We start from the raw sequence: 24,714 nt of genomic DNA, 5'->3' as shown, positions 1-24,714 counted from the left end.
GATAACGCTTAAATTACCAAATTTTTACGCGCTCTTCTGGCGGTAGGTATAACGCATCTTCTTCGGTAACGTTAAACGCTTCGTAAAACTCTGGAACGTTTCTTACCGCACCGTTGGTTCTGAACTTAGTTGGTGAGTGAGAGTCTGTTTGTACCTGACTTCTCAATGCTTCATCGCGATATTTGCTTGCCCATACCTGACCATAACCGATAAAGACGCGCTGATCGCCCGTAAAGCCATCGAGTTCAGGTGCTTCTTTACCTTCAAGAGACAAGTGATATGCTTTAAGTGCGATACTAATACCACCCAAGTCACCAATGTTCTCACCTAGAGTATATTCACCGTTGACATATAAATCAGGTAGTACCTCGAACTGATTATACTGTTCAATTAGGTTGCCTGTGCGAGCTTCAAATTCTGCACGGTCTTCATCTGTCCACCAGTTACGCAGTACGCCATCACCATCAAAGGTTGAGCCTGCATCATCGAAACCGTGACCAATTTCGTGACCAATTACCGCACCTATGCCACCGTAGTTCACGGCGTCTTCTGCATTCATGTCAAAGAACGGCGGTTGCAATATCGCTGCTGGGAATACAATTTCGTTTAGAGGAGGGTTGTAATACGCGTTAACTGTTTGCGGTGTCATACCCCATTCATGAGTCCAAACAGGCCCGCCTTGCTTCTTCAACATTTCATCATAAACCACATCTGAAGAGCGCTTTAAGTTACCAAATAGATCACCGGCATTTACTGAAAGCGCAGTGTAATCCTGCCACTCGTCAGGGTAACCAATTTTAACGGTGAACTTTGATAGCTTATCAAGAGCTTGAGCACGGGTTTCATCAGTCATCCAATCTAAGTTCTCGATACTTTCTTTGTAAGCAAGTAATAGGTTGTTGACCATTTCCAACATGCGCTCTTTGGCTTCAGGTGGGAAATGCTGTTTTACGTACACCTTACCAATAAGCTCGCCCACGTGACCATTGGCTAAGCTTACTGCACGACGCCATTGCGGCTCTTGTTCTTCTACACCGCGCAGCACTTTGCTGTAAAAGTTAAAGTTAGCTTCATCAAGTTGAGCTGATAAACGACTCGCAGAAGCATTCAACAGCCCCCACTGTAAGAAGGTTTTCCAATCATCAATAGATGTATTGGCAATAATCCCATCCATGTTTTGCATGAAGTCTTTTTGTAGAATACCTAAGGCAGGGATTTCAGCAATTTTAGCTTCACTAAGATACGCAGACCAATCGAAATTAGGCATTAGCGCAGCTAATTCTTCCTGCGTCATTTTGTTGTAGTTTGCTGCAAAGTTACGCGCTTGCTCTTTTTTCATGTGCAATTCTGCAATCTGGGTTTCCAGTGCATATAGCATTTTCGCGTTTTCTTCTGGCGCTTCAAAGCCGGCTAGCTCGAACATGGTTTGAATGTGTTTAACATAAGCATCGCGAATGGTTTGTGATGCTTCGTCATCTTTAAAGTAGTATTCGCGCTCAGGTAAGCCAAGACCAGCTTGCCATGTATACATTAAGTATTCTTTTGGCGACTTTAAGTCAGGGTATTGGGTTAAGCTAAAGGGAGTGCCATAGCCATAGCGTGCCGCATAGGCAAAGTATGCTGCAAGGTCAGAGTAGTCTTCAATGGCTGCAATTTTTTCAAGTTCGGGTTTAAGCGGCGTAACACCCAATGCATTGCGGGTTTCCATGTCCATGTATGCGCGATAGAAATCACCGACTTTTTGCTCATCACTTCCCGCTTTAAAGTCGCCCTCTGCTGATGATTTGATGATATCCATTACATGAGCTTGCGCTTCATCACGCAAGATTACAAAAGATCCATAGCTTGATTTATCAGCGGGAATTTCGAAATTGTCGAACCATTTACCATTTACGTAGCGGAAAAAGTCATCACCAGGGTCAACCGACAAATCCATGTTTTCTTTGATAATACCCGACGACAGTGTTTGTTGCTGTGTGGTTTCTGCTGGGGTTTGTGTTTGTTGTTCTGGGGTAGAGTTTTGTGGGCTACACGCGGTAAGAGCGAGTGCAACACTTAAACTTAATACGCTACGTAACATGGCGTTTTCCTTTGTGTTTTCTATTTATGTATCAACTTATGACATACGCACATACATCGTTGAACTTGTTTTTATGTGAAGCTTTGACAGACATTCTTAGGGGGTATTAACCCGATGCCGTCAATGTAACTTTATTTTGTAGCATGCGAGGGGGAATAGAAAAAGTGTTTATAGTGAAAATACACAGCTTGTAACAACTTGAAGCGAACAATTAGTTATAGTGGCTTAATGAAGCTGTGGCATACACCAGCTTCATTAAGCTAAGAATTTAAATTTCCAGAACACGAACATTAAGAATGCGGACCCTAAAATCTTAAGAGCCAATAGAATTGGTTAGCCCAAATAAGGAGTGGTTTATGCAGAACACGCAAAATATGCAATTAAATGAAATTCCATTTGATGCCGTATCGCCATGTGAATATGCCGACGCATTACCAAGAACGCAATTTATGGATTATGTCATAAAGCCACTTTGGCAAGGTATTAAGCGAATTGCTGGTCCTGCATTTACCGTAAAATGTGAATCGGGCGATCATCTCATGCTGCATGCTGCTATTTATCGCGCTCGCCCTGGTGACATCATAGTGGTTGAAGCGGACGACCAGTTTGCTGTTGCGGGTGGCAATGTTTGTGCAATAGCTCAGACTCGTGGTGTTAAGGGGTTTGTGATCGATGGCGTCATTCGCGATATTGCTGAAACCAGAGAAAACAAATTCCCTGTTTTCGCTAGGGGCGTTATACCCAAGCCTGGTGCAAAAAAATGTATTTCACCGCTCAACCAACCCATAACTTGTGGCGGTGTAACCGTTAATGCTGGCGATATAATCGTCGCTGACGAAGAGGGCATTGCTGTTATTCCTCAAGAGCAAGCCATTCAAGCGTTTGATATTGCAAAAGCTCGGGGGGATAAGGACGCTGCAATGTCATTAGAAGAGTGGCAAGCTCAGCATTCGGAAAAAGTAGAAAGCATTCTCAAAGAGCTTGGGTTTAATGACTAAAACGTCATTGACGTTTATAAAAAAAACAGCTGACTCTAATAGAGCCATGCATAGCTGAATTTCATAAACACGGCTTGTTCTGTTCTGAGCAAGCCAGGGTTGTCATCATCAGCAAATGCTGAGTCGCCGTAACCGATAAATAAGCGCGAGAGCGGGTTTATCATGTAGGAGTAGACTATCTGCGTACCTAAGCTTCTTTCCCGTGCATCCACATCCATTAAGTAGTTGCTCGTGTTGCGCTTAATATCAGCGTACACCAGCGCAACACGAATAAACTGATTTGCACTAAATTGATAGCTTAAACGCAGATCTGATAGGTTAGCAGTGAATAACATTTCATCATTAACATCGATACGGTTGTACTCGTGACTTAATGAGGCTTCAAGGTGTTGGCCTAAATTCAGTGTAATAGCAGGTTCTAGTAAAATTTGATCGCCCAGCCTGTTATTCCTTAAATCAATGCGATCACCAATTCTTGCATAATTTTCGAAATACAAAGTACTGTTGGGCTGCATTTCAAAGTAAAAGGAATACTGCTCTTCGGTAAAGCGCGTGGAATTACCATCAATGGTAAGACTGGAACCATCATGGCGTAACCCGACCGTATCTCTTTTCACCCACTGAAGATTAAAGTACGACTGATAGGCTGCATTCAACTCGATTTGCGCTTGTAGCTCTCGCTCGATTAACTCTCCATTGTCGTTATGGGTAATGTCCCAGTCACCACCAAACTCTAAACGGTTCCACCATGCATCGTCTTGCCACCAAATATAGCCGCCACCCAGCAAGTCTTTGTGCCTATCGACATTACTCTCAAACCCTAAGTCGGCGCGAAAGTCGGCTTGAGTACTCGTGCGGTTGGTAACCACATACCAATTGCGTTCTTCGTGGCGATAATCAACCGTGTATGTACTGCCACTAAACGCTTCACTGTTGCGCGTGCGTAAGGTAATTTCGTCTACATCTGAATCGCTCTCGCACTCATTCGCGCAGAAGTCTTGATAGAGGCTATGAGGGTATTGCGTATCAGAGCGCAAAACTTGCGCGCGTAGCGTGTCACTTGGCGTAATTTGATAACGGGTATCTATACCTGTGACCACATTGTGATAATCATCAGCACGACGGCCAGTAATGATGGCACCAATCGACAACTCATCAGACACATCGTAACGATATCGCGCTGCAATGTTAGTACTTTCACTGGCTATGTTTGCCACGCTAGAGCTTAGATTACCTGGTACCAAGAATGTCGTATTCTCGTCATTGGCTGCTAAAATGCCGAAAGTGTGGTTATTAATTCTACCTGTGAGCTTAGTGCCTAAATCAGGAGCACCGATATTTCTGGTATAAACCAAATCGTATTGAGTACTAAAAAAATCTGCATTTTCTAGAAAGAAAGGGCGCTGTTCAGGGAAGAACAATGCAAAAGGGTTATTGATGCCCAATTGTCCTGCATCTGCCTCTACTTGCGAAAAGTCAGGGTTTATAGTGGCCTGAAGCAGCATATCGGAAGAAATTCCCCAGTTTATATCTACGCCCACTTCTTGGTTATTTTGATATTGCCAATCGTCGGCTGTATTGTTGCCAGAAATGGGAAGTCTGTTTCTGGCCACACCCGCTACTGCGTAAGGCGTAATTGATAAATTTTTGCCTTGCACAGCTGAGGAAAAGCCTTCCATTTTGCCCATTTGGCAAAGCCCGCATGCGTTATTACGGTCAACGGGACGATTGGAGATACGTAAGTTATTTTCACGGGGGTAAAAGCGAACGAACTCCACTCGCCAATTTTTGGGACCGTCACTATCAATGAAGTTCATTATGCGAAAAGGAAGACGCATCTCAACGGTATAGCTGTCATCGCTAATGTGTGTCTTAGCGTCCCAAATGGCGTTCCAACTGTCACTTTCACTCAATGTCATTTGGTTTTCTATGGCGTCAGATTGAATGCCATGCGGGTTGACGAAAAACTGATACGACAACCTGCTATCGCCGAAGGTATCTATCTTGATGCCGACTAGGTCATTGTCCCAAACATTGTCCCTGTCTCTGAACATGGCGCGTAATTGTGAAACGTCGTCGTCATGGGCTGTAAAAGCAACAAATATGGCTTGGCCATTTTCAAAAATTCGGGCAGTTGTTGCTACGGGAGGTGTCGTGTTTTCAAAAGGGCGCGTTATAAAATTAAGGGGGACGATAGCCGCTTGTTGCCACACTGCTTCATCGATTTGACCATCAAGTAATATATCATATTTCAGATAGGGCACCTGCAGACTATCATCGTTCGCAATAATCGTATTTATCGATTCTTCTGCGTCTGCATCTAAGGTGGTGACTAGGCTCAGTAGGAATAGCGCGGAAAAAATAGAATGGGCCAATGCTTTTAATGAAAATGTAGTGTGTTTTGAAGTGTGCCTGTCCATAAGTCTTTTCACTAAATTGTTATTTTTTTTCACGCGGATTATGACGAAAAGCCAAGGCCACCTAAAGTAAATTAATCGCATATACAGTGTTGCTTAACGAAATCTAAAATTTTTCTTAATAAAGCAGGGTGGGGCATTTCGAGCAAAACACCAAGGTTTGCGCTAAGTTCCTTCGGTTATCTATAGGGATATCGTGTAGAATTGCCTTCTAACCTTGAAGTATGCGCGCCATATAGTTGCGCCTGAGATTTGAAGAAAAGAGTTTTACATGTTTTCATTTTTTGAAAGGCTCACACAGCCTTTTCCTGACGCGCAGCCTACGCAGCCGCCGACGGGTTTAGTAGCGTTTTGTAAGTATTACACGAAAGGCATGTGGGGCGTTATTCTCACTGTGTCAGTGCTAAGCGCAATTGTCGCTGTGCTTGAAGTGGCTTTGTTCGGCTTCTTGGGTCAAATGGTCGATTGGTTCTCAAATCAAAATCGCGAAACTTTTCTTGCTGACCAAAAATTTACCTTAATTGGAATGGGACTCACGGTATTAGTGTTCATCCCACTATTCATACTTTTGCGTTCGCTTTTTTCTCGTCAATCGCTGATGGGAAACTACCCAATGCGAATACGCTGGCAAGCACATCGCTATTTATTGGGGCAAAGCCTGACTTTTTTCCACAATGAATTCGCAGGGCGCGTGGCAACAAAAGTCATGCAGACAGCATTGGCAGTTCGAGAAACTGTTACCAAAGTACTCGACCTGCTGGTGTATATCAGCGTGTATTTTATCTCAATGGTGGTACTGATTTTCAGTACCGACTGGCGACTGGCTATGCCGCTTATTGTATGGTTTTTTGTGTACATTAGTATTCTTCGCGTGCTAGTGCCGAAGTTAAAAGAGGTATCACAAAAACAGGCGGATGCGCGCTCATTAATGACCGGACGTATTGTTGATAGCTATACCAACATTACAACAGTAAAACTTTTCTCCCACAGTCGACGAGAAGCGGATTACGCTAAAGAAAGTATGGACGGTTTCTTACAAACTGTTTATCCACAAATGCGTCTTGTAACAGTACTTGAATTTTGTGTAGAGATGGCAAACGCCATTTTGATTTTCACCATTGGTGCGTTGTCGGTGTATCTGTGGATGGAAAACATCGCTAGCCCAGGTGACATCGCTATTGCGATTAGCTTGTGCTTACGATTAAACGGCATGTCACATTGGGTAATGTGGGAAGTATCAGGCCTATTTGAAAACCTCGGTACAGTGCAAGATGGTATGAATACCTTAGCGCAACCGATAGCGGTCAAAGACAAAGATAAAGCCAACGCGCTTACTGTGAATGGTGGCGGTATTAACTTTGAAAAGGTGAACTTCTCTTATTCGGGAGCAGATAACAAGCCTATTGATGTATTTACTAATTTAGATGTGGCGATTAAGCCGGGTGAAAAAGTGGGTCTAGTAGGGCGTTCTGGTGCGGGTAAGTCAACATTAGTGAATATCCTAATGCGCTTTTACGATATTCAAAGTGGCCGTATTGTCATTGATGGACAGGATATAACTGAGGTCGGGCAGGAAACATTACGCGCTAAAATTAGCATGGTAACGCAAGATACTTCGCTTATGCATCGCTCGGTGCGAGACAATATTTTATACGGTCGTACAGATGCGACCGAAGAAGATATGATCCACGCAGCGAAGCAGGCAGAGGCCCATGAATTCATTCTCACGTTAACCGATAGCCATGGTCGCACGGGGTACGATGCCCATGTTGGTGAGAGAGGAGTTAAGTTGTCAGGCGGCCAACGTCAGCGCATTGCTATTGCGCGTGTACTTCTTAAGGATGCGCCAGTATTGGTGCTAGATGAGGCTACATCGGCGCTGGATTCAGAAGTAGAAGCGGCAATTCAAGCGTGTTTGGATAAAGTCATGCAAGGCAAAACCGTTTTGGCTATCGCCCACCGACTTTCAACCATTGCACAAATGGATAGGTTGTTGGTTTTGGATAAAGGCCAGATTGTTGAGCAAGGCACCCATTCCCAACTTATTGCGCATGATGGTATTTATGCAAAGTTGTGGGCGCACCAAACCGGTGGATTTATCGGAATAGAGTAGCGTTAACAACTGCGAAGTAGGTTTTCGCAAGGAAGAGATAAACCGCTTGTATCTTGAAAGTGGTTAAGTATAATACGCGTCCCTCCCTTGCGATACCGCACTTTCCTTAGAAAAGACGCACAATTCCCAAGGGTAGTGTAAGTAAATTTTGTCATTAGACACCACAGGGGTGTAGTTCGAATTGGTAGAACAGCGGTCTCCAAAACCGATGGTTGGGGGTTCGAGTCCCTCCACCCCTGCCAAATTTACTTACTTGTACAAAATTTTATTCGCGCTGCTAAAACAGTGCGTAAGACAACGACGCTGTAGTGCTAGGATCGTAACATGAGCGAAAAGACGGAAAATCAGTCCAATGCGTTGGACATGTTGAAATGGGTAGTAGTATTTGCGCTACTTGCCGGTTTGGTAACCGCAAATACAATGTACGGTGAGATTTCGGTGCTTTACCGTGCCATCGCGATTGTTGTAGTTGTTGCTGTAGCAGGTTTTATTGCAGCGACTACGGAAAAAGGTAGTACATTCTTGAGCTTCGCGAAAGAGTCTCGCACAGAAGTCCGCAAGGTTGTATGGCCAACACGCCAAGAAGCGAATCAAACTACGCTTATCGTACTTGCAGCGACGCTTGTTATGGCACTGATTTTATGGGGACTAGACGGCATTATTGTTCGTGTAGTTGGCTTTATTACTGGAATAGGAGCATAAACGTATGTCTGAAGAAGAAGCAGTAAAGAAAAGATGGTACGTGGTACAAGCTTATTCACAGTATGAGTCTCGTGTTAAGAAGACCCTGCTTGAATATATCAAAATGCACAACATGGAAGACTACTTCGGACAGGTTTTAGTACCAACTGAAGAAGTAGTAGAAATGCGCGCAGGTCAAAAGCGTAAATCTGAGCGCAAGTTTTACCCAGGTTATGTGCTAGTTGAAATGGCAATGACTGAAGAATCTTGGCACTTAGTCAAGAGTGTACCTCGTGTACTGGGCTTCATCGGCGGCACGTCAGATCGCCCAATGCCTATCTCTCAGAAAGAAGCTGATGCTATCTTGAATCGTCTTGAAGAGAACGTAGATAAGCCAAGACCAAAAACGTTGTTCGAGCCGGGCGAAGTTATCCGTGTTATCGATGGTCCATTTGCCGACTTTAACGGTGTAGTTGAAGAAGTAGACTATGAAAAGAGCCGCGTAAAAGTGTCTGTTCTTATCTTTGGTCGTTCTACGCCGGTTGACCTTGAGTTCGGTCAGGTTGAGAAAGGTTAATCAACGAGTTTGAAATACCAAAAAATTGTCGAAAGCCCCTTAATTAAGGGGCTTTTTTGTATCAGTTATTTTGAATCTAACTTCAGTCACCAAGTACAAATAGTTGCAAAGCGAGCATACAGCAGAAAACAAATATAAACTGTGTGATATCAGCGGAGCGCTTTGAAAACCTTCGGCTCTTGGCTAAACTATCCCAAAAGCCAACTTCAAATATCCGCTTCAACGTTAAGTTTGTACCAACTACTAAAATTACCCATATAACGAGATTCATCTTTTCCAATTAATGTATCCAAACGATGCTAACACTGCTACTACAACTACTATCCACTTGTATTGCTGGTCGAAAAATTGACCGCATACTAAACAACTGACGAACATAAAGGTAGTAAATAACAATCGAATTGACGTGTTATTGAATGACGCCTTTCCCCCTATATCTGCTTTCAATCTGTAAAACCAAAATATTGTTAAAAGCGACGCTGTAACCGCTGTGTAATTGAACAGCAGAATAGAAGGTTTTTCGCCAACAAACGCGCCAAGTGAAAAAAGACTAAACATAAAGCAAACCATGTAAAGTCTTCCAGTACGTGACAGCTTCACTTACTCATCCAATGTTTCACTATAATCGACTACTGCGTCTGCAGTGCCAACAATAGTGCCTACGCCAGTTCCAATTAAGCCACCTATCAGCGCTCCAACTGGGCCAGCATATGCACCTAACATAGCGCCGACTCCAGCGCCCGTTGCCGCTCCTTCTATACCGCCTTGGAATGCCGCTCGTGAGATATTTCCGCCTGAAACCTGTTGAATTTCTGGAGCAGTTAGTAAAATAACGTTATTCATCATCAGTGAAAAACTCCCATGCTGCGCCTATCGCAGCACCAGTTGCTACGGCCCCTAAAGCAACGGGAAACGTAATTGCGAAACCTACAGTTGCGGCGAATCCGACGCCAGTCGCGCCAATCCCGCCACCAGCAAGGCCTCCCGCAGCAACATCCCAGCCATCACCGCCAGATACGCTTTTGATGTCATTTTCATTTAGTAATTCCATATAAAAGTCTCCTAGGCTTACATTAAGCCTTTCATGTTAATCTTAAGCTTCTCAAATCAAATAAGTAGCTTTGATAAACCTACCCATAGTACGATATGAAAAATACTGACCTTTAGGTGGTTTTTTATTCTAAATTCCCCTTGCATAGTAATTGTTCACCTTATATAATGCGCGCCCTTTTAAACGGAAACGGGAAGCCGATTGAGCAAATAATCTCTGTATTTGCGAGGCGTTAGACCCAAACAAGAGAGCATGTAAAATGGCTAAAAAAGTAAGCGGTATTATTAAGCTTCAGGTTGCGGCAGGTGCTGCAAACCCAAGTCCACCGGTTGGTCCTGCACTAGGTCAACACGGTGTAAACATCATGGAATTCTGTAAGGCTTTCAACGCAAAAACTGAAAGTCTTGAGAAAGGCGCTCCAGTACCAGTAGAAATTACTGTATACGAAGATCGCTCTTTCACATTCGAAACTAAGACTCCTCCTGCGTCTTACCTGCTTAAGAAAGCAGCTGGCATCAAGAGTGGTTCTGGCCGTCCTAACACTGAGAAAGTGGGTAAAGTTACTCGTGCTCAGTTGGAAGAGATTGCTAAAACTAAAGAGCCAGACCTAACTGCAGCTGATCTAGAAGCAGCGGTACGCACTATCGCGGGTTCTGCTCGCTCAATGGGCTTGAACGTAGAGGACTAATCGAATGGCTAAATTAACTAAACGCGCTCGCCTAATCCGCGAAAAAGTTGACTCTGCGAAAGAGTACGAAATCAACGAAGCAGTTGCGCTTCTTAAAGAACTAGCGACTGCTAAGTTCGCAGAAAGCGTTGACGTAGCTGTTAACCTTGGTATCGATGCGAAGAAATCTGACCAAAACGTTCGTGGTGCAACTGTACTACCTAACGGTACTGGTAAAGACGTTCGCGTTGCTGTATTTACTCAAGGCGCAAACGCTGAAGCTGCTAAAGAAGCTGGTGCTGACATCGTTGGTATGGAAGACCTAGCTGAGCTAGTAAAGAAAGGCGAAATGAACTTTGACGTAGTAGTTGCTAGCCCAGACGCGATGCGTGTTGTTGGTCAACTAGGTCAAATCTTAGGTCCACGTGGCCTAATGCCTAACCCTAAAACTGGTACAGTAACGCCTGACGTTGCTACAGCAGTTAAGAACGCGAAAGCTGGTCAGGTTCGCTACCGTAACGATAAGAACGGTATCATCCACGCTAGCATCGGTAAGATTGCGTTCGAAGCAAACCAAATTCAAGAAAACCTTGAAGCGCTACTTGAAGCATTGAAGAAAGCAAAGCCTTCTTCAGCTAAAGGTACTTACATCAAGAAGATTAGCCTAAGCACTACTATGGGTGCGGGTGTATCTCTAGATAAGGCTTCTGTAGGTCTTTAATTCCCTTGAGCTCAGGCTCGAAGGACTCTCTTAAAGGTTATGGGTTGGAGCTGTGTATATTAGCAGTGCTAGTAAGCAGCTCCCGTCCTAGACCGCAGGTGCGGTGTGGTGAAAGAGGTAAGAGAACTTTCACAGTCAACATACTGCTTAATACAACAACCTGCGCAGACGGTGGTTTGACTCAGACTCTCTGGGGTAACAAACACCGTAGAGCGGTATCTACCATAGTGGTTGATATCAATCTGTGAACCCTGACGGCGTTCGTAGAAAACTACTTACAAAGTCAGATACAAAGAGGTGAACTCAGTGGCACTAGGTTTAGCAGCAAAAAAAGAGATCGTAGCAGAAGTTTCTGAAGTTGCGTCTCGCGCTCTATCCGTAGCCGTTGCTGAATACCGTGGGATGGAAGTTAGTGAACTGACTGAACTACGTGTTAAAGCTCGTGAGCAAGGCGTATACCTAAAGGTTGTACGTAACACTCTTGCAAAGCGTGCGCTAGCAGACAGTCAATTTGCAGACTTAGACAGCGCCCTAACTGGCCCGCTTATCTATGGTTTCTCTATCGACGCACCAGGCGGTGCAGCACGTCTTTTCAAAGACTTCGGTAAGACTAACGATAAGCTTAAAGTTACTGCACTTTCAATTGGTAGTGGTCTTCTTGGTCCAGAGAAATTGGACGCAGTTGCAGCTCTACCTACCCGCGACGAAGCGCTTGCAAAACTTCTTGCAACCTTCAAAGCACCAGTTGGCAAGTTCGTTCAAACAATCAACGAAGTTCCTGCCAAGTTTGTGCGCGTATTGGCGGCGGTCAAAGACACCAAGTAATTGGCGTTTTTGGCATATTGATTTTTTTAACATTTTATACCCAGGAGTTTAGAGAAAATGGCTCTAACTAAAGAAGATATCTTAAACGCAATCGCTGAAATGCCAGTAATGGAACTGGTTGAACTTATCGAAGCGGCTGAAGAAAAATTCAACGTATCTGCTGCAGCTGTTGCTGTTGCTGGTCCTGCTGTAGCTGGTGAAGCAGCTGCTGCTGAAGAAAAGACTGAGTTCGACGTTGTAATGACTTCATTCGGCGCTAACAAAGTTGCAGTTATCAAAGCAGTTCGCGGCGCGACTGGCCTAGGTCTTAAAGAAGCTAAAGAAGTAGTTGAATCTGCTCCTAAAGCTATCAAAGAAGGCGTAAGCAAAGATGAAGCTGAAGCACTTAAGAAAGAGCTTGAAGAAGCTGGTGCAGAAGTAGAAATCAAGTAATCTGACATAGTCAGATTATTGCCTGAGACGGCAAGGCTGGTGGTTTTTTGAACCACCAGCCTTTTTGCGCTGTATAGCGTGTAGAATCTAACCCTTGGCTACACGATTAAAGGCGCCATTCGGAAATACACATAAAAAGCATAAAAATCCAACAAGTTAACTAATAATTGGTTAAATTTTGTTGTATGCTGGTGTATCTGCCCGAAAAAGGGTTGTGGAAGTTTGTTGCTTAGTGCGCAATTTAAAACGCAGCTTTTAGCCCATAGCACGCGTTTTAAAGCATTTAGCGGCAGGTTGGGTCAAAAATCAGCAGGCTGAGGAACCCATGGTTTACTCTTATAGCGAAAAGAAACGTATCCGTAAGGATTTTGGCAAACGCCCACAGGTATTGGAAATTCCATACCTTCTTTCAATTCAGCTTGATTCTTTCAAAAAGTTTATTGAGATCGACGCAGATGCTCAATACGGTTTGGAAGCAGCATTTCGTTCCGTTTTTCCAATTAAAAGCTACTCAGGTAGTTCAGAGCTTCAGTATGTAAGCTATCGCCTGGGAGAGCCGGTTTTCGACGTTAAAGAATGTCAAATTCGTGGCGTCACTTTCTCTGCTCCGTTAAGAGTAAAACTACGGTTAGTGTTGTTCGATAAAGACGCTGCCCCAGGTACCGTAAAAGATATTAAAGAACAAGAAGTGTACATGGGCGAGATCCCATTGATGACTGAGAACGGTACGTTCGTTATCAATGGTACTGAGCGTGTTATCGTGTCACAGCTACACCGTTCTCCTGGTGTATTCTTTGATCACGACAAAGGTAAAACCCACTCGTCAGGTAAAGTGCTTTATAATGCGCGTGTAATTCCTTACCGTGGTTCGTGGTTAGACTTCGAGTTTGACCCGAAAGATAACCTATTTGTACGTATCGACCGTCGTCGTAAGTTGCCTGCAACCATTATCTTACGTGCGCTTGAAATGTCATCAGAAGAGATCCTAGATACTTTCTTTGACAAAGTAGCGATTCGCATCGATAAAGATAAGCTGATGATGGAAGTGGTTCCTGATCGCCTACGTGGTGAAACGGCACAATTCGATATCATCGATGGCGAAGGTAATGTAGTTGTTGAAACAGGTCGTCGTATTTCTGCTCGTCATACTCGTGCGCTTGAAAAAGCTGAATTGACTGAGCTTGAAGTTCCGGCAGATTACCTAATTGGCCGTGTATACGCTGCAACATACGTGAACGAAGACACTGGCGAAGTGATCGTAAGCGCGAACGACGAATTAACCCTTGAGACCTTAGCTGCACTTAGCCAAGCGGGTATCAAAGAATTCGAAACGCTTTACATCAACGAGCTTGATCATGGTTCATACATCTCTGATACATTGCGAATTGACTCTTCAACTAACCGCTTAGAAGCATTAGTAGAAATCTACCGCATGATGCGTCCTGGTGAGCCACCGACGAAAGACGCTGCAGAAACCTTGTTCGATAACCTATTCTTCTCTGAAGATCGTTACGACTTGTCTTCTGTTGGTCGTATGAAGTTCAACCGTCGTTTAGGTCGTGAAGAACTTATCGGTTCTGGTACGCTAGACAAAGAAGACATTATTTCTGTAATGAAACAGTTAATAATGATTCGTGACGGTAAAGACGAAGTTGATGATATCGATCACCTTGGTAACCGTCGTATCCGTTCTGTTGGTGAAATGGCAGAGAACCAATTCCGCGTTGGTCTTGTACGTGTTGAGCGTGCAGTTAAAGAGCGTCTAAGCCTAGGCGACCTAGACAACGTAATGCCACAAGACTTAATTAACGCTAAGCCTATCTCGGCAGCGGTTAAAGAGTTCTTCGGTTCATCTCAGCTTTCTCAGTTCATGGACCAAAACAACCCGCTATCAGAAGTAACGCACAAGCGTCGTATTTCTGCATTAGGCCCGGGTGGTCTTACTCGTGAACGTGCAGGCTTCGAAGTTCGAGACGTACACCCGACGCACTACGGTCGTCTATGTCCTATCGAAACGCCGGAAGGCCCGAACATCGGTCTAATTAACTCATTGGCAAGCTTTGCGCGCACCAATGACTTCGGTTTCCTAGAAACACCTTTCCGTCGCATTGTTGATGGTGTGGTTACAGATGAAATCGATTATTTATCTGCAATTGAAGAAGGTCAATTTGCAATCGCTCAGGCTAACATCGCGTTAACTGAAGCAGGCGAATTGGTTGACGACCTAATTCCATGTCGTCACCGCGGTGAAACTACCTTGATGCCGAAAGAAGACATCAAGTACATGGACGTTTCTCCACAGCAAATCGTTTCAATTGCTGCAAGCATTATCCCATTCCTAGAGCACGATGATGCGAACCGTGCACTAATGGGTGCGAACATGCAACGTCAGGCAGTACCTACTCTACGCGCTGATAAGCCGCTAGTTGGTACCGGTATGGAAAGAACTATCGCGGTTGACTCAGGTGTTACTGTAGTTGCTAAGCGCGGTGGTGTGGTTGATTACGTAGACGCCAGCCGTATCGTTATCAAGGTAGACGAAGATGAAATGCTTCCAGGCGAAGCGGGTATCGACATCTACAACCTGACTAAGTACACACGTTCTAACCAAAACACATGTATCAATCAGAAGCCTACGTGTAGCGTTGGCGACCCGATTGTTGCAGGTGACGTGCTAGCTGATGGTCCTTCAACAGACTTAGGTGACCTTGCACTTGGTCAAAACATGCGTATCGCGTTCATGCCGTGGAATGGTTACAACTTCGAGGATTCAATCCTTATTTCTGAGCGTGTAGCGCAGGAAGACCGTTTCACTACTATCCACATCCAGGAGCTTAGCTGTATCGCTCGTGATACTAAGCTTGGGCCAGAAGAAATTTCTTCTGACATTCCGAATGTGGGTGAGTCTGCACTAAGCAAGCTTGATGAATCAGGCGTTGTTTATATTGGTGCGGAAGTGAAAGGCGGTGACATCCTTGTAGGTAAAGTGACACCTAAAGGCGAAACGCAGCTTACGCCAGAAGAGAAACTACTACGTGCAATCTTCGGTGAAAAAGCGTCTGACGTTAAAGATACGTCTCTACGCGTACCTAACTCAGTACACGGTACCGTTATCGACGTTCAAGTATTTACCCGTGACGGTGTAGAGAAAGACAAACGTGCGCTTGAAATTGAAGACATGCAATTGCGTCAGGTTAAGAAAGATCTTACTGACGAGTTCGAAATTCTTGCAGACGGTATCTTCGCACGTGCACAAACTGCACTCCTACGTGCTGGTGTTGACCAAGCTAAGCTTGACAGCCTGCCGCGTGAAAAGTGGTTTGAAATTGCATTAAGCAATGAAGATGCACAGCTAGAGCTAGACCAAATCGCTGATCAGCACGCTGAAATCAAAATGGACTTCGATAAGAAGTTTGAAGGTAAGCGTCGTAAGATCACACAAGGTGATGACCTAGCACCTGGTGTACTTAAGATTGTTAAGGTTTACCTTGCGGTTAAGCGCCACATCCAACCGGGTGACAAAATGGCCGGTCGTCACGGTAACAAAGGTGTTATCTCGACTATCCAGCCTGTAGAAGACATGCCATACGATGCTAACGGTACGCCGGTAGATATCGTACTTAACCCACTAGGTGTACCGTCTCGTATGAACATCGGTCAGATCCTAGAAACGCACTTGGGTATGGCTGCTCACGGTCTTGGTGTGAAGATTGATCGCATGATTAAAGAGCAGCGCGAGCTGGCTGAACTGCGTGAGTTCTTGAAGAAAGTGTACGAGCTTGGTGAAAATCACCAAGAAGTCGACATTGATAACTTCACAGACCACGAAGTACGCCGCTTAGCGGAAAACCTTCGCAAAGGTGTTCCAATTGCTACACCTGTATTCGATGGTGCTCGTGAATCAGAAATCAAAGAAATGCTGAAGCTTGCTGATATTCCAGAGAGCGGTCAGATTGCTTTGTTTGACGGTCGTACCGGTCGCGAATTTGAGCGTCCAGTTACGGTTGGTTACATGTACATGCTGAAACTGAACCACTTAGTAGACGACAAGATGCACGCGCGTTCTACTGGTTCTTACAGCCTTGTTACACAGCAACCTCTTGGTGGTAAAGCACAGTTTGGTGGTCAGCGCTTCGGTGAGATGGAAGTATGGGCACTTGAAGCATACGGTGCTGCATATACCCTTCAGGAAATGCTTACTGTTAAGTCGGATGACGTTAACGGCCGTACCAAGATGTACAAGAACATCGTCGATGGCGACCACAGAATGGAACCTGGCATGCCAGAATCATTCAACGTACTACTTAAAGAAATTCGCTCGTTGGGTATCAACATCGAGCTTGAAGAAAAGTAATACGGCAATCGCCGCGTAATGTTATGAGATGGCCCGGTGCTTGCGCCGGGCTCTAGAGACTGACTCCGCTGGGAGAGTAATGTGAAAGACTTATTAAAGTTTCTAAAGCAACAAAACAAGACTGAAGAATTCGATAATATTCGAATCGGTCTGTCTTCACCTGACATGATCCGTTCATGGTCATTCGGTGAAGTTAAAAAGCCTGAAACAATCAACTACCGTACGTTCAAGCCTGAGCGTGACGGTCTGTTCTGTGCGCGTATCTTTGGTCCGGTTAAAGACTACGAGTGTCTTTGCGGCAAGTACAAGCGCCTTAAGCACCGTGGTGTTATCTGTGAGAAGTGTGGCGTTGAAGTTACACTGACTAAAGTACGTCGTGAGCGTATGGGTCACATCGAGCTAGCTAGCCCGGTTGCGCACATTTGGTTCCTTAAATCACTTCCGTCTCGTATCGGCCTAATGCTTGATATGACACTTCGTGATATCGAACGCGTACTATATTTTGAATCATACGTGGTTACAGAGCCAGGTATGACTACCCTTGAGCGCAGTCAACTTCTAAACGAAGAAGAGTACTTGGATGCACTTGAAGAGCACGGTGATGAGTTTGAAGCGAAGATGGGTGCTGAAGCAGTATTCGATCTTCTCACAGCACTTAACGTAGATGCAGATGTTGCTGCTATGCGTGAAGAGTTGCCTTCAATTAACTCTGAAACCAAGCGTAAGAAAATTACTAAGCGTCTTAAGTTGCTTGAGTCATTCCAACAGTCTGGTAACAAGCCAGAGTGGATGATCATGACGGTACTTCCGGTACTTCCACCAGACTTACGTCCACTAGTACCACTAGATGGCGGCCGTTTTGCAACCTCTGACCTTAACGACCTTTACCGTCGTGTAATTAACCGTAACAACCGTCTTAAGCGTCTTCTAGACCTTGCTGCTCCAGACATTATCGTACGCAACGAAAAGCGTATGCTTCAAGAGTCTGTTGATGCGCTTCTAGATAACGGACGTCGTGGTCGTGCGATTACCGGTTCTAACAAGCGTCCACTTAAGTCGCTTGCAGACATGATCAAAGGTAAGCAAGGTCGTTTCCGTCAAAACCTTCTTGGTAAGCGTGTTGACTACTCGGGACGTTCAGTAATTACCGTTGGTCCTACTCTACGTCTTCACCAGTGTGGTCTTCCTAAGAAGATGGCACTTGAGCTATTTAAGCCGTTTATTTACGGTAAGCTTGAAGGTCGAGGTCTTGCGACAACAATCAAAGCTGCGAAGAAGCTTGTAGAGCGCGAAGCACCAGAGGTTTGGGACGTACTAGACGACGTTATCCGCGAACACCCGGTACTTCTTAACCGTGCGCCTACACTTCACCGTTTGGGTATCCAAGCATTCGAACCAACACTAATCGAAGGTAAAGCGATTCAGCTTCACCCACTAGTGTGTGCGGCGTACAACGCCGACTTCGATGGTGACCAAATGGCGGTACACGTTCCGTTGACAATTGAAGCACAGCTAGAAGCACGTGCACTTATGATGTCAACGAACAACATTCTGTCACCTGCGAATGGTGAGCCAATTATCGTACCTTCACAGGACGTTGTATTGGGTCTTTACTACCTAACGCGTGACAAAGTAAACGGCTTGGGCGAAGGCATGGTATTTACCAGCCCGAATGAAGCAGAAAAAGCATACCGCACAGGTAATGCTGAGCTTCACTCTCGCGTTAAAGTACGTATCACTGAATATGACATCGATGAAGATGGCAACAAAACTGAGAAAGTAACGCTAACAGATACTACTGTTGGTCGTGCTATTTTCTCTTTGATCCTACCTAAGGGTCTGCCGTTTGAAATCATCAACCAAGCGATGGGTAAAAAGCAAATTTCAAGACTATTGAACGCTTGTTACCGTACGTTAGGTTTGAAAGACACAGTAATTGCTGCTGACCAAATCATGTATACCGGTTTCCACTACGCGATGATCGCGGGTGCGTCTGTTGGTATCGACGATATGGTTATCCCAGAAGCGAAGAAAGAAATCATCGACGCCGCTGAAGCAGAAGTTATCGAAATTCAGGAACAGTTCCAAAACGGTCTTGTTACCGCGGGTGAGCGTTACAACAAAGTTATTGATATTTGGTCAAACGCAAACGAGAAAGTTGCTAAGGCCATGATGGATAACCTTAAGACTGACATCGTAATTAACCGCGATGGCGAAGAAGAAGAGCAAACATCATTTAACTCTGTTTACATGATGGCTGACTCGGGTGCTCGTGGTAGTGCCGCTCAGATACGTCAGCTTGCTGGTATGCGTGGTCTGATGGCTAAGCCAGATGGCTCAATCATCGAAACACCAATTACGGCGAACTTCCGTGAAGGTCTGAACGTACTACAGTACTTCATCTCAACCCACGGTGCGCGTAAAGGTCTTGCGGATACCGCACTTAAGACAGCTAACTCGGGTTACCTAACGCGTCGTCTAGTAGACGTTGCACAAGACTTGGTAATCACTAACGACGACTGTGGCACATTCGAAGGTGTTCAAATGACACCACTAATCGAAGGTGGTGACGTTGTTGAGCCACTACGCGAGCGTGTACTAGGTCGTGTAGTAGCAGAAGATGTACTTAAGCCAGGCACTAACGAAGTACTAGTAGAGCGTAACGTTCTTCTAGACGAAGCGTTAGTAGACATGCTTGAAGCTAACTCGGTTGACCAAATCATGGTTCGCTCGGTAATCACTTGTGACAACGACTTCGGTGTTTGTGCTAAGTGTTACGGTCGTGACCTTGCACGTGGTCATATGGTGGGTAGCGGTGAATCGGTTGGTGTTATTGCAGCACAGTCAATCGGTGAACCAGGTACACAGCTTACCATGCGTACATTCCACATCGGTGGTGCGGCATCAAGAGCATCTGCGGAGAACAGCGTACAAGTTAAGACTGCGGGTAGCCTTAAGCTACACAACGCGAAATTCGTACGTAACTCTGATGGCAAAGTGGTTATCGTTTCTCGTTCAACAGAACTTACTGTCATCGACGAGCAAGGCCGTGAGAAAGAGCGCTATAAAGTACCTTACGGTGCTGTACTTAGCGTGGATGACGGTGCAACGATTGCCGCTGGCGACATTGTTGCTAACTGGGATCCGCATAGTCACCCAATCATCACTGAACGTGCTGCTAAGATTAGCTTCGCGGACATCGATGACTCTAACACCGAAATGCAACAAGACGAGCTTACTGGTCTAACTCGTATCGTTGTTAAAGACCTTGCGAAAGTAAACTCTAAAGAGCCTAAGCTAATTCTTGAAAGCGACGAATTCGGTCTTCAAGAAATTCGTCTTCCAAGCTTTACAACTATTGAAGCGAAAGAAGGCAAAGTGGCTAACGAAGGTGACGTGCTAGCACGTATTCCTCAGGAAAGCTCGAAGACTCGTGATATCACGGGTGGTCTACCGCGCGTTGCGGACCTATTTGAAGCACGTAAGCCTAAAGAGCCTGCAATTCTTGCAGAAATCTCAGGTACTATTGGCTTCGGTAAAGAGACCAAAGGTAAGAAACGTCTTGTAATTACACCTGCTGAAGGTGATGCATACGAAGAGATGATTCCTAAGTGGCGTCAGCTTAACGTGTTCGAAGGTGAGAAAGTGGAAAAAGGCGAAGTTATCGCTGATGGTCCAGAGTCTCCACACGATATCCTGCGTCTACGTGGTATCTCTGCGGTAGCAAACTACATTGTGAACGAAGTTCAGGAAGTATACCGCTTACAGGGTGTTAAAATTAACGATAAGCACATTGAAGTAGTTATTCGTCAGATGCTACGTAAGTGTGTTATCACGCACCCAGGGGATACACAGTTCCTTGAAGGCGAACAGGTTGAAGTATCGAACGTTAAAGTGGCTAACCGTGAAATTGAAAGACACGGTAAGATCCCAGCGCAGTATGAAACACAGCTGCTTGGTATTACTAAAGCGTCACTGTCTACTGAGTCATTCATCTCAGCGGCATCGTTCCAAGAAACAACACGTGTTCTTACTGAAGCAGCTGTTCAAGGTAAAGAAGATGACCTACGCGGTCTGAAAGAAAACGTAATCGTTGGTCGTCTAATTCCAGCGGGTACCGGTTTCGCTTACCACGAACGCCGCGCACAGCGTCGCAAAGAGCAAATCGAAGAAATGTCAGTTTCTGCTGCTGAAGCAGAACAGGCACTAACCGAAGCGCTTAACGCAGGTGCAGACGAAGATACTGCCGAATAAGGTAGGTTTTTAGGAGTACGTTAACGTACTCCTAACAATTTGGCATGTCAGGCTGACAGAGCGAAGGAAAAAATAACTGCCTAACCTTTGTACAGCTTGACAGTCAGAGCGATGATCATTACTATTCCGCGACCCGATTTTTGATAGCCCTTAAGTGGCACTTAAAACGGACGCGGTTTTTTGTATCAGCGCTCAGTGAATACTGACGAGCACAGTGTTTACATTTTAGAGTGGCGAATTATAGAACGTCGCAAATATAGGACCCAATCACAGTGATTGGGTTTTCTTAGTTTTTAATCAGGAGCTAGTTAATGGCAACAGTTAACCAGTTAGTGCGCAAGCCGCGTAGAAAGCCCGTTGAAAAAAGCAACGTAGCTGCTCTACAAGCTTGTCCACAAAGACGTGGTGTATGTACACGTGTATATACTACTACGCCTAAGAAACCAAACTCTGCACTACGTAAAGTATGTCGTGTACGTCTAACTAACGGTTTTGAAGTTTCTTCATACATCGGTGGTGAAGGTCACAACCTACAAGAGCACAGTGTAGTACTTATCCGTGGTGGTCGTGTTAAAGATCTACCAGGTGTTCGTTATCACACAGTTCGCGGTACACTTGACTGCGCAGGTGTAAACGATCGTAAACAAGCCCGTTCTAAGTACGGTGCGAAAAGGCCTAAGTCTTAACGGTTCTCCGTTAGTAAGGCCAAACTGAAGTTTAAGAGTTTTGGGTTTTCCCTGAATTCATACGGAGAATAGAAATGCCAAGAAGAAGAGTCGTAGGTCAACGTAAAATCCTACCAGAGCCAAAATTTGGTTCACAACTGCTTGCGAAATTCATGAATGTCGTAATGCTCGACGGCAAAAAGTCAGTCGCTGAAAAAATCGTTTACGGTGCGCTTGATATTGTTGCTGAAAAAACCGGCAAAGCACACCTAGATATCTTTGAGGAAGCGCTTGATAACATCCGCCCAACAGTAGAGGTTAAATCTCGTCGTGTTGGTGGTTCAACTTATCAGGTTCCAGTTGAAGTACGTCCAGTTCGTCGTAACGCGCTAGGTATGCGTTGGATGGTTGAAGCTGCTCGTAAACGTGGCGAAAAGTCTATGGCTCAACGCCTAGCTGCTGAAATGCTTGACGCATCAGAAAACAAAGGTTCTGCGGTTAAGAAACGTGAAGACGTTCACCGTATGGCCGAAGCAAACAAAGCGTTTGCTCACTACCGTTGGTAATCAACGTTATATAACTGAGAGAGATTTATGCCTCGTAAGACCTCGATTGAGCGTTATCGCAATATTGGTATTGTGGCTCACGTGGACGCGGGTAAAACCACGACCACAGAGCGTGTTCTGTTTTATACAGGACTGTCTCACAAAATCGGTGAAGTGCACGACGGTGCTGCAACCATGGACTGGATGGAACAAGAGCAGGAGCGTGGTATTACTATCACGTCTGCTGCAACTACGTGTTTCTGGTCTGGTATGGAGCAACAGTTCGATCAACACAGGATCAATATCATTGATACTCCTGGACACGTTGACTTTACTATCGAAGTAGAGCGTTCATTACGTGTTTTAGATGGTGCAGTGGTAGTTTTCTGTGGGTCTTCTGGGGTAGAACCTCAATCAGAAACAGTCTGGAGACAGGCTGATAAGTACCAAGTGCCACGTCTCGTGTTCGTCAATAAGATGGACCGAGCTGGCGCTGATTTTGAACGTGTTGTTGGACAAATCCGCAAGCGTTTAGGCGCAACCTGTGTACCGATTCAAATCAACATGGGTGCCGAAGAGAATTTCCATGGTGTCATCGACTTACTGAAGATGAAAGCCATCAACTGGAATGAAGAAGACATGGGTATGACATTTACCTATGAAGACATTCCAGCAGAATACTTAGACAAAGCTGAACAATACCGCACTGAGATGATCGAAGCGGCAGCTGAAGCGTCTGATGAATTAATGGATAAGTATTTGGAAGGCGAAGAGCTAACTGAAGAAGAAATCCGTTCTGGTCTTCGCAAACGTACTCTGAACAACGAAATTGTTCTTGCCACTTGTGGCAGTGCCTTCAAAAACAAGGGTGTTCAGGCAGTACTTGACGCTGTTATCGAATATCTTCCGTCTCCAACAGAAGTTAAAGCCATCACAGGTGTGCTTGACGATAAAGACGAGACAGAAGCTGAGCGTCATTCAAGCGACGATGAGCCGTTCTCAGCATTGGCATTTAAGATAGCTACAGACCCATTTGTGGGTACGCTGACGTTCTTCCGTTGTTACTCAGGTGTAGTTAACACTGGTGACACGGTATACAACCCGGTTAAGGGAAAACGTGAGCGCTTTGGTCGTATCGTACAAATGCATGCGAAAGATCGTGAAGAAATTAAAGAAGTCCGCGCAGGTGATATTGCTGCGGCTATCGGTCTGAAAGACGTAACAACAGGCGATACGCTTTGTGATCCTAATCACGTAATTACACTAGAGCGTATGGAATTTCCTGAGCCGGTAATTTCAATTGCGGTAGAACCTAAGTCTCAAGCTGACCAAGAAAAAATGGGCATTGCGCTTAGTAAACTTGCAGCAGAAGATCCGTCGTTTAAAGTAAAAACTGACGATGAGACAGGTCAAACAATCATCTCTGGTATGGGTGAACTTCACCTCGATATCATTGTTGACCGTATGAAGCGTGAATTTAAAGTTGAATGTAACGTAGGTAACCCACAGGTTGCTTATCGCGAAACCCTTCGTAAATCTGTCGAAGTTGAAGGGAAGTTCGTTCGTCAGTCTGGCGGCCGTGGTCAGTTTGGTCACGTATGGTTGCGTATTGAGCCTCAAGAAGAAGGGGCAGGCTACGAGTTTGTAAACGAAATCGTCGGTGGTGTGGTACCAAAAGAGTTCATTCCAGCGGTCGATAAAGGAATTCAGGAGCAGATGCGAAGTGGTGTTCTTGCAGGGTATCCGGTACTAGATGTAAAGGTTACTTTGTTTGACGGTTCATACCATGATGTTGACTCTTCTGAAATGGCGTTTAAGATCGCCGGCTCTATGGGTTTCAAAAAAGGCGCCGCAGAAGCGAATCCGGTGTTGCTTGAACCCACTATGAAAGTTGAAGTGACTACTCCAGAAGACTGGATGGGTGATGTAGTCGGTGACTTAAATCGTCGCCGCGGTATGATCGAAGGTATGGAAGATGGCGTTGCAGGTGTTAAAATAATACGTGCAAAAGTGCCGCTCTCAGAAATGTTTGGTTACGCAACAGATTTGCGTTCACAAACACAAGGTCGTGCTTCATACTCAATGGAGTTCTTCAATTATTCTGAGGCGCCTAACAATGTGGCGCGAGCTATTATTGAATCTAGAACTTAATCTAAATGAAGGTTCGGTCCGGTCTATTGGTGGGTCGGGCTTTTAACTTAGGAAACGAGAAAAATGGCAAAAGAAAAGTTTGAACGTACGAAACCCCACGTAAACGTGGGTACAATCGGCCACGTTGACCACGGTAAAACTACCCTAACTGCAGCTATCACTACAGTTCTTTCTAAAACTTAT

At 45.0% G+C, this 24,714-nt stretch carries 18 protein-coding genes and 1 tRNA gene; 15 read left to right on the top strand and 4 right to left on the bottom strand.

Features of this window, described 5'->3' with window-relative positions; genetic code table 11:
- Positions 1-13: 13 nt before the first annotated feature.
- Positions 14-2,080 (bottom strand): M13 family metallopeptidase, encoded by a 2,067-nt coding sequence (locus EYR97_RS16540; protein ID WP_131094769.1) that lies wholly within the window; start codon positions 2,078-2,080, stop codon positions 14-16.
- A 374-nt stretch (positions 2,081-2,454) separates the two neighbouring features.
- Here EYR97_RS16540 and EYR97_RS16535 point away from each other — a divergent pair, with 374 nt between their 5' ends.
- Positions 2,455-3,078 carry an RraA family protein gene (locus EYR97_RS16535; RefSeq protein WP_131094842.1) on the top strand — a complete coding sequence of 208 codons (624 nt, stop codon included), beginning with the start codon at positions 2,455-2,457 and terminating at the stop codon, positions 3,076-3,078.
- Between the two features lie 35 nt (positions 3,079-3,113).
- Here the strand turns inward: EYR97_RS16535 and EYR97_RS16530 are convergent, their stop codons facing one another.
- Positions 3,114-5,498, bottom strand: coding sequence for a carbohydrate binding family 9 domain-containing protein (locus tag EYR97_RS16530; protein WP_165478075.1), 2,385 nt, complete (start codon positions 5,496-5,498; stop codon positions 3,114-3,116).
- 268 nt (positions 5,499-5,766) lie between these two features.
- Here EYR97_RS16530 and EYR97_RS16525 point away from each other — a divergent pair, with 268 nt between their 5' ends.
- From EYR97_RS16525 to nusG, 4 genes are all read left to right on the top strand, one after another.
- A complete protein-coding gene (locus tag EYR97_RS16525) occupies positions 5,767-7,608 on the top strand; it encodes an ABC transporter ATP-binding protein (protein WP_131094767.1) in 1,842 nt (613 codons plus the stop codon).
- Between the two features lie 165 nt (positions 7,609-7,773).
- A tRNA-Trp gene (locus EYR97_RS16520) sits at positions 7,774-7,850 on the top strand.
- Positions 7,851-7,932: 82 nt separating this feature from the next.
- Positions 7,933-8,310 carry a preprotein translocase subunit SecE gene (secE, locus tag EYR97_RS16515; protein ID WP_131094766.1) on the top strand — a complete coding sequence of 126 codons (378 nt, stop codon included), beginning with the start codon at positions 7,933-7,935 and terminating at the stop codon, positions 8,308-8,310.
- A 4-nt stretch (positions 8,311-8,314) separates the two neighbouring features.
- Entirely contained in the window at positions 8,315-8,866 is a 552-nt protein-coding gene (gene nusG / locus EYR97_RS16510; protein ID WP_131094765.1) for a transcription termination/antitermination protein NusG, read from the top strand.
- Positions 8,867-9,466: 600 nt separating this feature from the next.
- Here the strand turns inward: nusG and EYR97_RS16505 are convergent.
- Entirely contained in the window at positions 9,467-9,712 is a 246-nt protein-coding gene (locus tag EYR97_RS16505) for a hypothetical protein (RefSeq protein ID WP_131094764.1), read from the bottom strand.
- Positions 9,702-9,917 (bottom strand): hypothetical protein, encoded by a 216-nt coding sequence (locus tag EYR97_RS16500; RefSeq protein ID WP_131094763.1) that lies wholly within the window; start codon positions 9,915-9,917, stop codon positions 9,702-9,704. Before EYR97_RS16500 ends, EYR97_RS16505 begins: the two co-directional genes overlap by 11 nt.
- A 259-nt stretch (positions 9,918-10,176) precedes the next feature.
- Between EYR97_RS16500 and rplK the strand changes: the two genes are divergently transcribed.
- From rplK to EYR97_RS16450, 10 genes are all read left to right on the top strand, one after another.
- Positions 10,177-10,605 (top strand): 50S ribosomal protein L11, encoded by a 429-nt coding sequence (rplK, locus tag EYR97_RS16495; protein ID WP_131094762.1) that lies wholly within the window; start codon positions 10,177-10,179, stop codon positions 10,603-10,605.
- 4 nt (positions 10,606-10,609) lie between these two features.
- Positions 10,610-11,305, top strand: coding sequence for a 50S ribosomal protein L1 (rplA, locus tag EYR97_RS16490; RefSeq protein WP_131094761.1), 696 nt, complete (start codon positions 10,610-10,612; stop codon positions 11,303-11,305).
- A 306-nt stretch (positions 11,306-11,611) separates the two neighbouring features.
- A complete protein-coding gene (gene rplJ / locus EYR97_RS16485; protein WP_131094760.1) occupies positions 11,612-12,130 on the top strand; it encodes a 50S ribosomal protein L10 in 519 nt (172 codons plus the stop codon).
- A 57-nt stretch (positions 12,131-12,187) separates the two neighbouring features.
- Positions 12,188-12,562, top strand: a complete 375-nt coding sequence (gene rplL, locus EYR97_RS16480) for a 50S ribosomal protein L7/L12 (protein WP_131094759.1) — start codon at positions 12,188-12,190, stop codon at positions 12,560-12,562.
- Between the two features lie 325 nt (positions 12,563-12,887).
- Positions 12,888-16,916, top strand: coding sequence for a DNA-directed RNA polymerase subunit beta (rpoB, locus tag EYR97_RS16475; RefSeq protein WP_131094758.1), 4,029 nt, complete (start codon positions 12,888-12,890; stop codon positions 16,914-16,916).
- 81 nt (positions 16,917-16,997) lie between these two features.
- Positions 16,998-21,170, top strand: coding sequence for a DNA-directed RNA polymerase subunit beta' (rpoC, locus tag EYR97_RS16470; protein WP_131094757.1), 4,173 nt, complete (start codon positions 16,998-17,000; stop codon positions 21,168-21,170).
- A gap of 311 nt (positions 21,171-21,481) precedes the next feature.
- Positions 21,482-21,856: a 30S ribosomal protein S12 gene (gene rpsL, locus EYR97_RS16465; RefSeq protein ID WP_071980814.1), complete on the top strand. Its 375-nt coding sequence runs from the start codon at positions 21,482-21,484 to the stop codon at positions 21,854-21,856.
- Between the two features lie 74 nt (positions 21,857-21,930).
- Positions 21,931-22,401 (top strand): 30S ribosomal protein S7, encoded by a 471-nt coding sequence (rpsG, locus tag EYR97_RS16460; protein WP_131094756.1) that lies wholly within the window; start codon positions 21,931-21,933, stop codon positions 22,399-22,401.
- A 27-nt stretch (positions 22,402-22,428) separates the two neighbouring features.
- A complete protein-coding gene (gene fusA / locus EYR97_RS16455; protein WP_131094755.1) occupies positions 22,429-24,531 on the top strand; it encodes an elongation factor G in 2,103 nt (700 codons plus the stop codon).
- Between the two features lie 63 nt (positions 24,532-24,594).
- Positions 24,595-24,714, top strand: a 120-nt coding sequence (locus EYR97_RS16450) for a GTP-binding protein (protein WP_242635065.1), incomplete at its 3' end; no start/stop codon positions are given.

This window comes from Alteromonas sp. KUL42 (genome assembly GCF_006538325.1).
Lineage (GTDB): Bacteria > Pseudomonadota > Gammaproteobacteria > Enterobacterales > Alteromonadaceae > Alteromonas.
The sequence above is the reverse complement of the archived record's forward strand: the minus strand, read 5'-3'. Positions and strand labels throughout refer to the sequence as shown.

Bases quoted from the DNA above. Each gene is read 5' to 3' on its own strand.
- EYR97_RS16540 (WP_131094769.1), bottom strand. From the start codon at position 2,080: ATGTTACGTAGCGTATTAAGTTTAAGTGTTGCACTCGCTCTTACCGCG.
- EYR97_RS16535 (WP_131094842.1), top strand. From the start codon at position 2,455: ATGCAATTAAATGAAATTCCATTTGATGCCGTATCGCCATGTGAATAT.
- EYR97_RS16530 (WP_165478075.1), bottom strand. From the start codon at position 5,498: ATGGACAGGCACACTTCAAAACACACTACATTTTCATTAAAAGCATTG.
- EYR97_RS16525 (WP_131094767.1), top strand. From the start codon at position 5,767: ATGTTTTCATTTTTTGAAAGGCTCACACAGCCTTTTCCTGACGCGCAG.
- secE (WP_131094766.1), top strand. From the start codon at position 7,933: ATGAGCGAAAAGACGGAAAATCAGTCCAATGCGTTGGACATGTTGAAA.
- nusG (WP_131094765.1), top strand. From the start codon at position 8,315: ATGTCTGAAGAAGAAGCAGTAAAGAAAAGATGGTACGTGGTACAAGCT.
- EYR97_RS16505 (WP_131094764.1), bottom strand. From the start codon at position 9,712: ATGATGAATAACGTTATTTTACTAACTGCTCCAGAAATTCAACAGGTT.
- EYR97_RS16500 (WP_131094763.1), bottom strand. From the start codon at position 9,917: ATGGAATTACTAAATGAAAATGACATCAAAAGCGTATCTGGCGGTGAT.
- rplK (WP_131094762.1), top strand. From the start codon at position 10,177: ATGGCTAAAAAAGTAAGCGGTATTATTAAGCTTCAGGTTGCGGCAGGT.
- rplA (WP_131094761.1), top strand. From the start codon at position 10,610: ATGGCTAAATTAACTAAACGCGCTCGCCTAATCCGCGAAAAAGTTGAC.
- rplL (WP_131094759.1), top strand. From the start codon at position 12,188: ATGGCTCTAACTAAAGAAGATATCTTAAACGCAATCGCTGAAATGCCA.
- rpoB (WP_131094758.1), top strand. From the start codon at position 12,888: ATGGTTTACTCTTATAGCGAAAAGAAACGTATCCGTAAGGATTTTGGC.
- rpsL (WP_071980814.1), top strand. From the start codon at position 21,482: ATGGCAACAGTTAACCAGTTAGTGCGCAAGCCGCGTAGAAAGCCCGTT.
- rpsG (WP_131094756.1), top strand. From the start codon at position 21,931: ATGCCAAGAAGAAGAGTCGTAGGTCAACGTAAAATCCTACCAGAGCCA.
- fusA (WP_131094755.1), top strand. From the start codon at position 22,429: ATGCCTCGTAAGACCTCGATTGAGCGTTATCGCAATATTGGTATTGTG.